Origin of the sequence: Bacillus inaquosorum, from assembly GCF_023238325.1 — a bacterium.
Lineage (GTDB): Bacteria > Bacillota > Bacilli > Bacillales > Bacillaceae > Bacillus > Bacillus inaquosorum.
The window spans coordinates 3,014,945-3,029,218 of record NZ_CP096592.1; the positions used below are offsets into that span (position 1 = coordinate 3,014,945).

Sequence of the window (14,274 nt, forward strand, 5' to 3'; positions counted from 1 at the left end):
AGAAAAACTTAAATATGACAGCAAAGGGGAAATGGGATATGACCGATCAACGCCGTAATGTTTATTTTTTTCACAAGCAGGACCAGGAAACAAACGAACAAGTCAGCTCCTTAACGCAATTGGCTGAAGAGTATGGATTTACCGTTGTGAATCAGCACTCAGACGCCAATATTATCGCAAGCATTGGCGGGGACGGCACATTTTTGCAGGCAGTCAGAAAGACGAATTTCCGGGACGACTGCTTGTACGTCGGCATTACCAAAAAGGGGAAAGCTCATTTATATTGCGACTTTCATAGTGATGAGCGCGAAAAAATGGTCGATGCGATGACGTTTGAACAAATTGAAGTCAGAAAATATCCGCTGATTGAAGTGACAGTCGATAACGCCAGCCCTTTTCACTGCTTAAACGAGGTTTCCATCCGTTCAAGCATCATAAAAACCTTTGTGATGGACGTGCTGATCGATGATCTGCACTTTGAAACATTTAGGGGAGACGGAATGATTATCTCAACACCTACAGGCAGCACTGCATATAACAAGTCCGTTGCAGGAGCGGTTGTTGATCCGCTGCTCCCATGTATGCAGGTATCTGAGCTTGCTTCCCTGAACAATAACACCTACCGGACACTCGGCTCGCCATTTGTCCTTAGCTCGGACCGAAAGCTGACCCTTCGAGTGGTGCAAGACGGCAATGAGCACCCGATCATCGGCTTGGACAATGAAGCACTCAGTACGAGAAACGTGAAAACGATCGAAATTAAACTGTCTGATAAGAAAATCAAAACAGTCAAACTAAAGGACAATTCATTTTGGGAGAAAGTGAAGCGTACTTTTTTATAGGAAATGAAAAGGACAGGCAGCTGCCTGTCCTTTTATTATTTCTCATATACAATCTGGCCGTTGATCACGGTTTTTTTAATGTCTAAAAGATGAAGCTGTGCAGGATCAATTGTAAACGGATCATTGCTGAGAACCGTAAAATCCGCGTCATAGCCTTCGGCAATTTTTCCGCGTGTCTTCTCTTTATAAATGATCCCGGCGCTTCCCTCTGTATAGAGCTTAATCGCTTCATACACAGTTAAACATTCGCTTTCATTATAGCTCGGACCGTTTACCTCATGGCTGCTTTTCCGGAGCACCGCGGACTGAATGCCAAGAAGCGGGTCAACTGGCTCAATCGGTGCGTCAGAGCCGCCCGCGCATAAAATGCCTTTAGACATGAGCGTTTTCCACGCAAAGGCTGTGTTCATCCGGTCTTTTCCAAGACGGTCAATGACCCACGGAAAATCACTGGCAACGAAATGAGGCTGAAGATCAAGCGCGATCGGCATGCGTGCTGCTTTTTCGATTAATTCATCATCCAGCACTTGGGCATGAATCAGCCGATCATGCCGACCGTTTCGGGGCGGATGCTTCTCAATTGCATTCAGCACTTTTTCAAAAGCTAAATCGCCGATTGCATGAACGGCAACCTCCATGCCTTTTTCTCTCGCTTTTTGAATGAGCCGGCCAAGGGTTTCATCATCATGAACTTGAACACCATTAGTGGATGGATCGTCCTGATATGTTTCTTTTAATAAAGCCGTTCTTCCGCCAAGCGCTCCGTCAGCAAAGATTTTCATCGCACCGAACTCCACATACGGACCGGATGGCTTCTCCAGCTGCTCCCATCGATCGACTGCTTCGTGATGAACGAGCAAATGACAGCGGAACGGATACTTTCCGCTGGCGGCAGCTTTCCCATAAGCTTTCATCGGCACCGAAGCATCACCATAATAGGACAAGTCTTCCGAATGTCCGCCCGTCAGGCCTTTCGTCCAGCAATCTTCTATCGCAGCCGTAAGCGCCTCATCAACATAGTGCTGGGAGACTGGCGGGACAGCCTTCAGAATCAAATCCTGCGCCTTATCAAACAGAAGCCCGGCCGGCTCGCCATTTGTATCTTTTACGATGACTCCGCCGTCAGGGTCAGGAGTGTTTTGTGAAATCCCTGCCGCTTGAAGCGCAGCAGAATTGACAGCTATCGCATGCCGGCAGATTCGCTTGAGCAAGACGGGCCTGTCGGGAAATAAACGATCAAGATCATGCTTAGTCAAATAGTCCGGTGTCTCAAACTGATTTTCATTCCAGCCCTCTCCAATGAGCCAATCGCCTTCAGGCAGCTGCCGCTCTCTTTCCTTCGCAGCCTGCAAAATAGCTTCCTTCGACGTCAGTGCAGACAGATCGAGCTGAAGCTGTTTCTCCCCGTGGCCGATTAAATGTAAATGGCTGTCGACAAATCCGGGAAACATCACTGCCCCGTCCAGGCTGATTTCTTCTGTTTCCGGAGACCCGTACTTTTTCTTCAGAAGCTCATAGCTGCCGATGCCCTTTATGACACCATCCTCAACATAAACTGCCTCTGTCCGATCGCCTTCTGCGAGCATCGTATAAATGAAACCGCCGTGCCATATCGCCTTCATTCACGTTCACTCTCTTTCTTTTACGCCTTTTTATTGGCTTTGAGCTGTTCTTCACGTTTTCTTAATTCCACTCGTCTGATTTTTGCAGAAGCCGTTTTCGGCAGGCTTTCCACAAATTCTATCTCTCTAGGATATTTGTATGGAGCGGTAATGGTCTTCACATGATTTTGCAGAATTTTGACAAGCTCATCACTGCGTTTTTCGTGATCTTGCAGGACAACGTACGCCTTAACGATGGAGCCTCTGATTTCATCAGGACTTGCGACGACAGCACATTCTTTTACTTCAGGGTGCTTAACGAGCGCGTCTTCCACTTCGAATGGCCCGATCGTGTAGCCGGAGCTGATAATGATATCGTCATTTCGGCTTTCAAACCAAAAGTAACCATCCTCATCTTTTTTTGCTCTGTCTCCTGTTAGGAAATATTCGCCGCGAATTTGTGTTTTCATTCTATCCGGATCTTTATAATATTCTTTAAAGAGCGCCGGCGTGCTGAGGTGAACAGCGATATCTCCAACCTCATCAGGTTTGCAGATTTCACCGTCTTCATTAATGATCTCCACCTGATTTCCCGGTGTCGGTTTTCCCATGCTTCCAGGTTTAATATCCATATCTTTTAAGACACCAACTAAAAGCGTGCTTTCTGTTTGGCCATATCCGTCCCGCACCTTAATGCCGAAGTGCTTTTGAAAAACATCAATGACTTCACGGTTGAGCGGCTCGCCTGCGGAAACGGCGCTGTGCAGGGCAGAAAGATCATAGCGGTCCAAGCCTTCGACCTTCGCCATTAAGCGGTATTCCGTCGGCGTACAGCAGAAGACATTGATTTTGTACCGGTTTAAAAGTTCTAAATATTTTTCTGCTTTGAATCTTCCGTGGTACACAAAACCAGTTGCACCGCTGCCGAGCACCGCTAAAAATGGGCTCCACACCCACTTTTGCCAGCCTGGGGCAGCAGTTGCCCAGACGGTATCCTTTTCAGAAATATCAAGCCAAGCGCCGGCAGATGTTTTTAAATGAGCAAATGCCCAACCATGTGTATGTACAACACCTTTAGGCTGACCTGTTGTTCCGGATGTATAAGATAAGAAAGCCATATCATCTCTTGTTGTGTCTGCTGTTTGGAATTGGCTTCCGTCCGCTTCAATCGATAAGAGATTTTTCCAGCCGGCATCGTTTTCGCCAATAGAGAGCTTAATCAGTTTGTCAGCAGTACTGACATCACGGAAAGCGCCAATAAATGCAGAATAGACGATAGCGCCTTTCACTTCGGCATGTTCAATCCGGTATTCAAGATCTTTCGCACGAAGCATTTCAGAGCATGGAATGACTACCATTCCTGATTTCAGGATAGCCAAATAAACAGCATAGGCTTCAAGCACCCGCGGAACCATTACAATCAGCTTGTCTCCCTTTTTAAATCCAAGGTCAGCCAAAGCCGCTCCGATTTTATTTGTTTCTTCCATCAGCTTTTCATATGACCAAGATTCTTGCTTGCCTGACTCATCCTCCCATAGAAGGGCGGTTTTTTGTCCAGCGGCACTGAACTTTTCCATTTCATTTACTAAATTATATTGCTTAGGGGCAATTAGATCTTCTCGTTTTAACACGAACAACTCCTCACTTTCTCCACCCATTATACATAAATACAGGCTCTTTCCGTAAGGATATGCCTAAAATCAAGCTCTGTAAACATAGGATTTTATAGGCCGCTGGTCCTTTTTTTTATATAAAATGAAAAAGAGTGGGGATAACCCCACTCCTAAGCCATTATGTGAAATTGTAAATTAGAATTGTCCTCCGCCCATGTTTTGTTGAGCAAAAGATACAAGACGTTTTGTGATCTCTCCTCCAACAGAACCGTTAGCGCGAGAAGTTGTGTCTGCTCCAAGGTTTACACCGAATTCAGAAGCGATTTCTAATTTCATTTGGTCGATAGCTTGAGCAGCTCCTGGTACTAAAAGGTTGTTGCTGTTACCTGAGTTATTGTTAGCCATGTGTCTCACCTCCTTGTGAGTATAGAATGTGTTAAAACACATGGCTTCATTCAAAAAAACTTTGGTAATTGTATACAGGAACCGGAGCTGATTAAAAGAGTTCTGTGAATTTATCGTTTGCTTCTTGTTCGCTATACAGCGTCATTGTCTCAATGTTTTCAACCGCTTCTTGAATATACGGCTCAAAATCAACAAAGCTTTCAAAGTGTTCGATTTTTTCTTTTTTAGGACGTGTTTTCGGGCTTGGCGGCGTAAAGATCGTGCAGCAGTCTTCAAACGGCTGAATGCTTGTCTCATATGTGCCGATTTCCCGTGATTTTTCGATGATTTCTGTTTTATCCATACCGACTAACGGACGCAAAATCGGTGTTGTCGTCACCGCATTAATCGCATACATGCTTTCAAGCGTTTGGCTCGCTACCTGACCGAGGCTTTCTCCCGTAATGATGGCAAGCCCGTTTCTCTTTTCTCTGATTCTGTCGGCAATTTGAAGCATGAGGCGGCGGGTTGCCGTCATTGTGTAGTTCTCAGGAATTTGTTTTTGGATGAGCTCTTGCGTTTTTGTAAACGGAACGATATGAAGCGTCATGCTTCCCCCAAAGCGGGACAGGCATTTTGCCAGATCCATTACCTTTTGCTTTGCGCGCTCGCTTGTGTATGGCGGGCTGAAGAAATGAACAGCTTCTACCGACAATCCCCGTTTCATCGCATAAAAACCGGCCACAGGGCTGTCAAAACCGCCGGAAAGCATCAGCATCGCTTTTCCTGCTGAACCAACGGGCAGGCCGCCTGCACCTTTTTCATCGCGAATCGTCAAAAAGGTCGCTTCCTCCCTGATTTCGATTCTGAGCGGGATGTCAGGATTGCGGACATCGACCGTCAAACCTTCTGTATTTCGCAAAATATGGCCGCCGATTTCAGCGTTCATTTGATTTGTATCTAATTCAAATTGTTTATAGGCTCTCTTCGTCGCAACTTTAAACGTATCACCAGGCTGATACTGATCCTCGATCGCCTGCAGAGCAGTTGCCTTAATATCATCAAGGCGGCTGTCACACTTAATCGCCAGGCTGAAGCTTTGAATGCCAAACACCTGCTTTAAATGAGGAAAAAGAGCCTCTGGATCTTCTCCATTTAATGTAATCGTCATGCGGTCCCGATTGGAAAAGTATTTTAAGTTCGGATAGTCTTTCAAAACGAGTCTGACGTTTTGCTTTAAGCGCTCAATAAAGCTTTTTCTGTTTTTGCCTTTTGTCGAAATTTCCCCAAAACGAATTAATATATGATCGTAATTCATGTTCTACCTCATCATTTTCTTTAATTTTTTGATGCCAGGACGCAGCGCGTTCATAAACGGTTCTGCCACATCGCTTGTCTGGCTGTAGTTTAAGCTGATTCTAATGCTGCTTCCGGCAATTTGCTCTCCCTTACCCATCTGTAAGAGAACTTTGCTGGGTTTATGTTCTTTTGCCGAGCAGGCCGATGTTGTTGAGACGAATATATCCTGTTCCTCAAGCATGTGTAAAAGCACCTCTGCTTTAATCCCCGGAACAGAGAAATTAATAATGTGCGGCGCACTATTTAGTTGAGGCGTGTTGACAACGACACCTTCAGTTTCACTCAGCCTCTTCATAAACAATTCCTTTGCGGCAGCCATTGTGTCAAGCCGGTTCTCAAAGTCAGCTGCGGCAAGATTAATGGCTTTGGCAAGTGAAACCGCACCCGCAGTATGTTCCGTTCCGGCCCGTATGCCTTTTTGCTGAGAGCCCCCCGTTATCAGCGGGATAAGGCGTGTACCTTCTTTTACAATTAGCGCTCCTGTCCCCTTCAGCCCGTGAAATTTATGCCCGGAAATTGAACACAGATCAATGCCGGCCTTTTCAATTGCCAATGGCACTTTATAGATGCCCTGCACATAATCGACGTGGAACAAAATGTTCGGGTGCTTCTTCAGCACTTCCCCTGCCGCTTCAATCGGCTGCACGGAACCGACTTCATTGTTCACATGCATCATACTGACAAGCACAGTATCAGGACGGATGGCTTTTTTTAATTCTTCTATTGAAACAAATCCGTCTTCATTAACTGAAAGATAAGTGACGTCAAACCCGAATAGCTCTGTCAGCTGTTCTAACGATTCCGTAACGGATGGATGTTCGATAGAAGTGGCTATGATATGTTTGCCTGTTTTTATTTTTGACAACGCCGCTCCTTTTAAAGCCGCATTGTTGGCTTCTGTGGCGCCTGACGTAAATACAATATCATATTTTTTTAGGCCTAAGGACCTTTTGATTTGATTTTTGGCTGCCTGAAGCAGCTGTTCCGTTTCGGCTCCATATCGGTGCAAAGATGAAGGATTGCCAAAATATCGGCTGCTTGTCTGTTCATACACGTTCAAGACTTCATCGTAAGGCTTCGTCGTTGAACTATTATCTAAATATATCATCTTTTTTACTCCTTTATGAAAGCGGTACAAGGTATGATATTTATGTTACCATAACAAATTTTAATAGAAAATTACGAAAAACTAGTATTGACTTCTAAATTTTTTACCATATAATAAGATTTGTTCGTTTCGTCATATTATCTGACAATTAATTGACAGAATATTTTAACATAATTATTAGGAGGATTTTTTCATGAAACACTCACTGCCTGTCAAAGATACCATTATTATTGGTTTCATGCTATTTGCGTTATTCTTTGGAGCAGGAAATATGATTTATCCGCCGGAACTTGGACAAGCAGCCGGACACAACGTCTGGAAGGCCATCGGCGGATTTTTACTGACTGGGGTAGGCCTGCCGCTTCTCGGTATTATCGCCATCGCATTAACCGGCAAGGACGCTAAAGGACTTGCTGATAAAGCACACCCTGTTTTTGGCACAATCTTTACTGTCGTGCTTTATTTATCAATCGGTCCATTATTTGCTATCCCGAGAACAGGAACTGTTTCATATGAAATCGGCGCTGTTCCGTTTTTGACTGGCGTACCAGAAAGACTTTCTTTATTTGTATTCACACTGATCTTTTTCGGAATTACGTACTATTTAGCGTTAAACCCATCCAAGGTTGTGGACCGGGTCGGAAAAATTCTTACTCCAATCAAATTCACCATTATTTTAGTGATTGTTCTTAAAGCCATTTTCACACCGATGGGCGGATTGGGTGCAGTTACAGAAGCATATAAAGGAACACCGGTATTTAAAGGATTTTTAGAAGGCTACAAAACAATGGACGCACTTGCTTCAATCGTATTTGGTGTTGTTGTTGTAAATGCTGTAAAAAGCAAAGGCGTTACACAGTCTAAAGCTCTTGCCGCTGCATGTATTAAAGCGGGTGTGATTGCCGCTTTAGGACTGACATTCATTTATGTATCCCTTGCATACTTGGGTGCAACAAGCACGAACGCAATCGGTCCTGTTGGCGAAGGAGCTAAAATTTTATCTGCGTCTTCCCATTATTTATTCGGTTCATTAGGAAACATCGTACTCGGTTCAGCGATTACAGTCGCATGTTTAACAACAAGCATCGGCCTTGTCACTTCTTGCGGCCAGTACTTTTCAAAGCTTATCCCGGCATTATCATATAAAATTGTCGTTACGATTGTCACGTTATTCAGCTTGATCATTGCGAATTTCGGACTCGCGCAAATTATCGCGTTTTCTGTTCCTATTTTATCAGCTATCTATCCGCTTGCCATTGTCATTATTGTTCTTTCATTTATTGATAAGCTCTTTAAGGAAAGACGCGAAGTGTACATCGCATGCTTGATCGGTACAGGATTATTCAGTATTTTAGACGGCATCAAAGCAGCCGGCTTTTCACTTGGATCTTTAGATGCGTTTCTAAGTGCGAACCTTCCTCTTTACAGTCTCGGCATCGGCTGGTTGCTTCCAGGAATCACCGGAGCGGTTATCGGCTATGTGCTTACCTTATTTATTGGCCCATCCAAACAGCTTAAAGACATAAATTAATGTCACAGAACGCCTGCGTTATTGCGCAGGCGTTTTATAATGGAAAAAGAGCCCGCTTATTACAATGCGGGCTCTTTTTCATATCGTGATTGATTAAGCGGATATATCAGCTTTGATTTTTGCAACTGCACCTGGCGCAGCTTTCTCTACAGCGGCAGCTGCAATTTCATAAGAATCTTCATAGTCAAAAGCATAAAAACGTCTTTCCGCTTCTTTCAGCTGTTCAGATAAAATATGATTCTGGCTTCTGAACCGGTTTCCGAACTGAATGATTTTTTCAATGAGGATCACCTGCTCGACAAGTTCCTCTGATTCCCGGCTTGCCCTGTTGACAATATCCTCAGCTTGCTTCAAATGGGCTCCGGCTTCTTCCATATTTAAAGGGAGTTCGTTTAATTGATTGACTGTTTCTTGAATGTGATGATGCGCGTTTTCCAGCATCTCTTGAATATGACTCGGAATGCCTGGAATGTTGCTTGTCTTCAGCAGTCTTGCTGTCTCAGAAATTGTTTTTTTCAAATTGCTGAGCGTCTCTCTCGCCTGAAGCTCTTCTTTTCTCAGCGCTTGCAGCTTTTCACGGTATTCGGCATGATCTTTTTTGACTTCTTCAATCTGCTTCTCTATTGAGGCAACCTCTTCTACTAAAAGAGAGTAGGCGACATGCTCTGCATCGAGCTTATCTTTAACGGAGGAGAGCAGCTTGCCAATTTCATCAAGGCGCTTTTCAAAGGCCTGCTGTTTGCCGAGCTCGCCAGCTGTCAGTCTGTAGCTTTCCTTCACCAGCTCAGTTTCCGCCTTTGTACGCTCTTTCTCTTCTTTCAGCTTGTCATAAGCAATGATCAATTCAGGCATTTTGCTAAGCACAGATTGGCCGGCTTCGACTTCACCCTCCAGCTGCTGATAAACAGATTGAATATTTTCGTCTATGAGCTGCAGGATTGCGGACGCTTCATCAATATCCAGCTCAGTCATCAAGACATGTTCCGCCCGTTTCAACTGGTTTGACAGATTTTCTAATTCCTTATCAAGCTGGATATGCTCAAGCTTATACCCTTTCTCTTTCATTTCGCGATAGCCGTCCTTGAGCTTTGCAATCTGGCCGGGCACCGTCTGCTTGCAGTCCGCTAACAGCTTCGGCACGTCATCTATGTATGACTGAAGCCTTTCAAGATTGCGGTCCTGTTCAAGCAGCACTTTTCGTGCGGTAATATAGTTTCCGCCTTCTGTTTCTTCTTCAAATTGTTTGATCCCGCTCCAAATTTCGTCAAGATCCTTTTCAAGGCTGTCATAAAGCTCCCCGTAAAGATGGCTGTAAGCCAGCAGGTTTTTTCGCGATTTTGAATAGCGCTCTCTCACCAGTTCAATCTCTTCACGGCTCTTTTCCTCACTTGTGACAAGGTCGCTGATTTCCCGCAGAATCTTTTCAATGTTCGATTCGGCCGCTGTCAGCAGGTCGTCGATATGAACGAGCACTTGATTGGCTTTTTTAAATCGGTATTTGTCTGCATTTTCCTCGGCATCATAAAGGAGCTCTTCAACTTTCGGCATATGGGCTGTGACAATCTCATCCCATTCTTCACGCCACTTCTCAAAGAACTCTTCTGTCTGACCCGTCATTTTCAAATGTTTGATTTTGGACATTTCTTCCACAATCGACCGGTTCAGAATTTCAATCTTCCACGATTCCAGCCGGTCGATTTCGGCGTAGATTTTTTTCCTGAAAAAGTAGCCTGCCGCAAACAGCGCAAGCAGTACAATTAATAATCCAATGACAAACTCCATAATGAGCCCCCTTGCTGTTAACCTTAATCTGTCAGGGTGTTTTATTTATTCAGAAAGATTTCAGGATATGTATTGAGAAAAACTGTCGTTTTCATTGTTATTATGATACCATGTAACCAACATTTTTTGACCAGAAATCAAAAACTTTTTGTGCAAAATCGGCAGGATTTGACTATTTTTTCACGGGGTGACGCCAATGCAAAAGCGAGACGGACATATTCACACACCATTTTGCCCTCACGGCTCAAATGACACACTCAGACAATATGCAGAAGAAGCCTTAAAGAAAGGCTTTAAATCGATTACTTTTACCGAACATGCCCCATTGCCTTCCTCTTTTACTGATCCGACGCCGCTAAAAGACAGCGCGATGGCGCAAGCCTCTATGGAACGCTATATCGATGAAATTTCCGGATTAAAAAAAGAATATCGCGGACAGCTTACCATACGAACAGGGCTTGAGGTCGATTATATTGCTGAATTTGAAGATGAGATTACATTATTTCTGGACACATACGGGCCATATTTAGATGACAGCATCTTATCCGTTCATTTTTTGCGCGCAGGTTCTTCCTATCTGTGCCTTGATTATGATGAGCACACCTTTCAAGAGCTGATTTCAGCCTGCGGAAGCATTGAAGCTGTATACGAACAGTATTACCGCAGCATCTATTCTTCCATTGTAGCATCTCTCGGCGGCTATAAGCCAAAAAGAGTCGGTCACATCACACTCGTCCAAAAATTCATCAAGCTGTTTCCGTACAGCATGTCTGAACATATTCGCGGACTCGTTTCTCAGTGCCTGCATGCCATTGAAGAAAACGGAATGGAGCTCGACTTCAATACTTCCGGATTAAGAAAAACATACGCAGGCGGCATTTATATCGAGGATTGGATGCTGAATGAAGCGAAGCAAAAGAAGATCCCGCTTGTGTTCGGGTCTGATGCCCATCAAGCGGGAGATGTCGGATACGCATATGAGGCGTTTTTGGAGCAGTGTTAATTGATGAGCGCCACGTCTCCTGTCCGGAAGACGCTTCTGATCCAAATCTTGATTTCTTCAAAATACATTTTATAAAAGTACGGCTCGTGCGGCTGCATGTAGAGCACTTCTGAAATATATTGAGGCTGGAGATAAGGCATCATCAAGAGAGATTTTAATTGGAGAATAAAATGAGGCAGCGGCAGCGTTAAATGTTCACGCTGTTTTTCTCCTTCCTCAATGATCAGCTGGAAGATATACTTTTCCTTCATTAGATATGTCGACATAATTTCTCTGATTAACGTGGAGTCGATCGTGACTTCCCGGTAGACAAAACGAGTTAATTGACGATGATTATGCTGATAGGATAAAATATCGAAAACCAATTGGAGCAGCTGTTCCTGCGTGCTTTGAGAAGAGATATTGCCTGCCGCTGTTTCAAGTGTTTTGTTGTAGCCTTCGTAAAACTCTGAAACTAAGTGTTCCATCAAACCTCCTTTGCCTTTAAAATAGTAGGAGATGTGCGCAACATTTACACCGGCTGACTTTGCGATTTCACGGACAGACGTGCCAGAAAATCCTTTTTGGTTAAAGAGCATGACAGCAGATTCAATAATTTTGTCTTTGGTGCTTACTTTCATTCGGCTCACTCCTTCCTCTTGATACTATTCAAGCAGAAGACCGCTGTTCCTGTAAGAACTTATCGACAAATGCCGGCAGAAAAGCCGGAACTTTGTTTTATATTATAGAAAAAGTGAGGGTTTTCCATGTTCCATGTCGAAAAACAATCTGGAGATAAAGAAAAAGACTATCAGCTTCTGCTAAAACAGCTCGAAGCCATGATCGAAGACGAAACAGATCAAATTGCAAACTATGCAAATGCTTCAGCGCTCCTTTATCATACGTTGCCTGAAGTGAACTGGGCGGGTTTCTATTTTGCCAAAGAAGAGGATGGACAGCTTGTGTTAGGGCCGTTCCAAGGTCTGCCGGCATGTGTTCGGATTCCTTTCGGCAGAGGCGTTTGCGGCACAGCATATGCAAACGGAAAAGTGGAGCGTGTTGAGGACGTTCATGCGTTTCCGGGACACATCGCCTGCGATGCTGCTTCTCAATCAGAAATTGTGCTTCCGATTCATGTAGGCGGAAAAGTTGTCGGCGTCTTGGACATCGACAGTCCAGTAAAAAACCGTTTCGACGAAATTGATGAAAAGTACTTATCACAATTTGCCGAAACGCTTGAAAAAGCGTTAGCACATTAACATAAAAGCCCAAAACTGATATTGTTTTGGGCTTTTTTTATTTTATTGATTCGTGAACCATCATGCGGTTTTTTCCGTTTCGTTTCGCGCTGTAGAGCGCTTCATCAGCCTCATGCACAAGCTCTTTCAGGGACTTTCTTGTTTCTGCCGTCCAGCAGGAAATCCCGCAGGATATGGTCACCTCGGGTTTCGTGTTTTTTCTGACCGCATAAACCAGTCTCTCAGTAATCCGTTTTCCCACCGCAACCGTCACATTCGGCAAATAAATCGCCAGCTCCTCGCCTCCCCAGCGGGCGCCGACATCATGCTTGCGGATGTTGCTTTTAATCACCGAAGCGACTTGAATTAAAATCTCGTCCCCAGTCTGATGTCCGTACGTATCATTTACATTCTTGAAATTATCTATATCAACAAGAATAAAAACACCCTTTTGGTGGATTTTCATGCTGTATTGAATTTTTTCATCTAAATACACCCTTGAATACAGCTCAGTCAGCTGATCTGTTTTCACAAGATGCTCAAGGCGGTCCCGGAGCATTGAGTTGGTTACAGCCAGTGTCGCGTGATGGATCAGCGCCTGAAACAGCTTGTACATTTCAAAAGTAAAAGCGTACATCTCCTGTTTCAATAAAACCGCAAAGCCTAAAAGCCGGTCATTCTCAATCATCGGAACGGCCATCAGCGAGCCGTAGCCGGCCTTCCCGAAAACAGACTGGCCATTTCCGATAAAAACTCCTTTTTCCCCTTCATACAGCTTTTCTTTCAATTCATGATAAAAATCAGATGGCTTCGCTTCTTTGAAAAACGCTGTGCTGCCGGGGAGCAATGTTAGGTTTTCAAAATGGTCTATATGAAAAAAACCGACTTCTTCCGCTTGGAACGATTCTGCCATTCTCACAGCCAGATCATTCATCGTATCGGTCAGCGTCAGCCGCTGATTCAGGCGGCGTGACGTTTCATTGATCAATTCCAAATTTGCGATGCTTGCTTTTGATTGTTCATAGAGCTGGGCATTTTCAAACGCTTTTCCTGCCGCGTTTGCTATCAGCGACATTTCGTCAAGATAGGCGTCAGTAATAAAACTGCCTCCCGTTCCTTCAGCCATCAAAACTCCGTACGTTCCCTGCTGTCCTTTTATCGGAATGTAGGCGGCAGATTCATTTTTCCGCAAAATATCTCCGGTCAAATACACTTTGAGCGCAAAGGAATCGGATTTTTCCCCTTCCATATACAGCTCTTTTGCAGGAACGCCTAAACATTGATCTTGGTCGTGCGATATAAATAAAGAGAACTTAAACAGAGAAAACGTGCGGGTTAAGCTTTCTAAAAGCTGCTTCAGCACCTCTGTCTGATCAAGCAGTGAATGGAACAGCTCAGTCATTTTATATATCTTTTTTTGATAGATCGTTTTGATATAGAGTCTTTCCTGTTTCTTTGACTGGTTTAAAAATGAAGCAACCACGTCCGGAAGCCCTTCAGGAATCTCTCCATCCTGTCTGCATGTAAGGTGAAAGCGCCTGCCAGAGACGTCCTCAATCTTATAAAATGAAGCGTTTATTTTATAAGCGGAAAAACGCACTTCATCATCTGCCACATTTGCCACAGAGTCTGATGGTGACGGTGTAAGCGAAATACAAAGGGATGAAAAATAGGTTTGAATAGCCGAAGTCAGCCATATGAAAGAGTCGGTGAATGTAACTTTTTCAGATTTGGTCAATAAAAAATCGAGCATATGATAATGAAAGGCGGATAATTGATCTTTTGTTTGTTCTACCATGTTTTTATCACCTAAAAGTTTACCACTAATTTTTGT

General features: G+C 44.1%; 12 protein-coding genes. 4 read left to right on the top strand and 8 right to left on the bottom strand.

All coding sequences use genetic code 11. The features are described 5' to 3' along the window. The first annotated feature begins 38 nt into the window (after positions 1 to 38). A complete protein-coding gene (locus tag M1M80_RS15290; protein ID WP_003237863.1) occupies positions 39 to 842 on the top strand; it encodes an NAD kinase in 804 nt (267 codons plus the stop codon). A 35-nt stretch (positions 843 to 877) separates the two neighbouring features. Here the strand turns inward: M1M80_RS15290 and M1M80_RS15295 are convergent, their stop codons facing one another. From M1M80_RS15295 to M1M80_RS15315, 5 genes are all read right to left on the bottom strand, one after another. Then, positions 878 to 2,464 (bottom strand): amidohydrolase, encoded by a 1,587-nt coding sequence (locus M1M80_RS15295; RefSeq protein WP_060399278.1) that lies wholly within the window; start codon positions 2,462 to 2,464, stop codon positions 878 to 880. Positions 2,465 to 2,484: 20 nt separating this feature from the next. Then, positions 2,485 to 4,074, bottom strand: a complete 1,590-nt coding sequence (gene mbcS, locus M1M80_RS15300; protein ID WP_060399279.1) for an acyl-CoA synthetase MbcS — start codon at positions 4,072 to 4,074, stop codon at positions 2,485 to 2,487. 177 nt (positions 4,075 to 4,251) lie between these two features. Beyond that, positions 4,252 to 4,461 (bottom strand): alpha type acid-soluble spore protein SspA, encoded by a 210-nt coding sequence (sspA, locus tag M1M80_RS15305; protein WP_003223491.1) that lies wholly within the window; start codon positions 4,459 to 4,461, stop codon positions 4,252 to 4,254. Positions 4,462 to 4,552: 91 nt separating this feature from the next. Beyond that, a complete protein-coding gene (gene thiI, locus M1M80_RS15310; protein WP_019259184.1) occupies positions 4,553 to 5,758 on the bottom strand; it encodes a tRNA uracil 4-sulfurtransferase ThiI in 1,206 nt (401 codons plus the stop codon). 3 nt (positions 5,759 to 5,761) lie between these two features. Then, entirely contained in the window at positions 5,762 to 6,907 is a 1,146-nt protein-coding gene (locus M1M80_RS15315) for a cysteine desulfurase family protein (protein ID WP_060399280.1), read from the bottom strand. 193 nt (positions 6,908 to 7,100) lie between these two features. Here M1M80_RS15315 and brnQ point away from each other — a divergent pair, with 193 nt between their 5' ends. Further along, positions 7,101 to 8,438, top strand: coding sequence for a branched-chain amino acid transport system II carrier protein (gene brnQ, locus M1M80_RS15320; protein WP_060399281.1), 1,338 nt, complete (start codon positions 7,101 to 7,103; stop codon positions 8,436 to 8,438). Positions 8,439 to 8,531: 93 nt separating this feature from the next. On the opposite strand, the gene ezrA is transcribed toward brnQ, so the two are convergent. Then, positions 8,532 to 10,220, bottom strand: coding sequence for a septation ring formation regulator EzrA (gene ezrA / locus M1M80_RS15325; RefSeq protein WP_060399282.1), 1,689 nt, complete (start codon positions 10,218 to 10,220; stop codon positions 8,532 to 8,534). 196 nt (positions 10,221 to 10,416) lie between these two features. Here ezrA and hisJ point away from each other — a divergent pair, with 196 nt between their 5' ends. After that, positions 10,417 to 11,223: a histidinol-phosphatase HisJ gene (gene hisJ / locus M1M80_RS15330; RefSeq protein ID WP_003237875.1), complete on the top strand. Its 807-nt coding sequence runs from the start codon at positions 10,417 to 10,419 to the stop codon at positions 11,221 to 11,223. On the opposite strand, the gene refZ is transcribed toward hisJ, so the two are convergent. Next, positions 11,220 to 11,843, bottom strand: coding sequence for a transcriptional regulator RefZ (gene refZ / locus M1M80_RS15335; RefSeq protein WP_019259189.1), 624 nt, complete (start codon positions 11,841 to 11,843; stop codon positions 11,220 to 11,222). The two genes, hisJ and refZ, sit on opposite strands and share 4 nt — an antisense overlap. A gap of 126 nt (positions 11,844 to 11,969) precedes the next feature. On the opposite strand from refZ, the gene M1M80_RS15340 reads away from it, so the two are divergent. Further along, entirely contained in the window at positions 11,970 to 12,461 is a 492-nt protein-coding gene (locus M1M80_RS15340) for a GAF domain-containing protein (RefSeq protein WP_060399283.1), read from the top strand. Positions 12,462 to 12,498: 37 nt separating this feature from the next. On the opposite strand, the gene M1M80_RS15345 is transcribed toward M1M80_RS15340, so the two are convergent. After that, complete coding sequence (locus M1M80_RS15345) at positions 12,499 to 14,238, bottom strand: diguanylate cyclase domain-containing protein (protein WP_060399284.1); 1,740 nt, start codon at positions 14,236 to 14,238, stop codon at positions 12,499 to 12,501. Positions 14,239 to 14,274: the final 36 nt, after the last annotated feature.

Excerpts from the sequence above, each read along its gene's own strand:
- M1M80_RS15290 (WP_003237863.1), top strand. The coding sequence starts at position 39 with ATGACCGATCAACGCCGTAATGTTTATTTTTTTCACAAGCAGGACCAG.
- M1M80_RS15295 (WP_060399278.1), bottom strand. The coding sequence starts at position 2,464 with ATGAAGGCGATATGGCACGGCGGTTTCATTTATACGATGCTCGCAGAA.
- sspA (WP_003223491.1), bottom strand. The coding sequence starts at position 4,461 with ATGGCTAACAATAACTCAGGTAACAGCAACAACCTTTTAGTACCAGGA.
- thiI (WP_019259184.1), bottom strand. The coding sequence starts at position 5,758 with ATGAATTACGATCATATATTAATTCGTTTTGGGGAAATTTCGACAAAA.
- M1M80_RS15315 (WP_060399280.1), bottom strand. The coding sequence starts at position 6,907 with ATGATATATTTAGATAATAGTTCAACGACGAAGCCTTACGATGAAGTC.
- brnQ (WP_060399281.1), top strand. The coding sequence starts at position 7,101 with ATGAAACACTCACTGCCTGTCAAAGATACCATTATTATTGGTTTCATG.
- ezrA (WP_060399282.1), bottom strand. The coding sequence starts at position 10,220 with ATGGAGTTTGTCATTGGATTATTAATTGTACTGCTTGCGCTGTTTGCG.
- hisJ (WP_003237875.1), top strand. The coding sequence starts at position 10,417 with ATGCAAAAGCGAGACGGACATATTCACACACCATTTTGCCCTCACGGC.
- refZ (WP_019259189.1), bottom strand. The coding sequence starts at position 11,843 with ATGAAAGTAAGCACCAAAGACAAAATTATTGAATCTGCTGTCATGCTC.
- M1M80_RS15340 (WP_060399283.1), top strand. The coding sequence starts at position 11,970 with ATGTTCCATGTCGAAAAACAATCTGGAGATAAAGAAAAAGACTATCAG.
- M1M80_RS15345 (WP_060399284.1), bottom strand. The coding sequence starts at position 14,238 with ATGGTAGAACAAACAAAAGATCAATTATCCGCCTTTCATTATCATATG.